The following is a 222-nucleotide window of genomic DNA, read 5'->3' on the forward strand; positions in this document are numbered from 1 at the left end:
CCAGATTGTTAAAGAGCAAATATTGCTAACCTGACTCGCAAGTCCGCTTAGCAATATTCAGGGGCACCGCCTTTCACACAGGGCCTGAGCAGAGTGTGGCGTCCCCTAGGGGATTCGAACCCCTGTTACCGCCGTGAAAGGGCGGTGTCCTAGGCCTCTAGACGAAGGGGACTTCAAGTCTTCTTCGCAGACGCGCTGCTCATTCTTTCATTTCATCAGACA

At 53.2% G+C, this 222-nt stretch carries 1 tRNA gene; it reads right to left on the reverse strand.

The features are described from left to right. Positions 1–96: 96 nt before the first annotated feature. Positions 97–172: transfer RNA gene (locus FE394_RS18915), tRNA-Glu, on the reverse strand. Between the last annotated feature and the right edge of the window lie 50 nt (positions 173–222).

This window comes from Xenorhabdus littoralis (assembly GCF_033949345.1).
Lineage (GTDB): Bacteria > Pseudomonadota > Gammaproteobacteria > Enterobacterales > Enterobacteriaceae > Xenorhabdus > Xenorhabdus littoralis.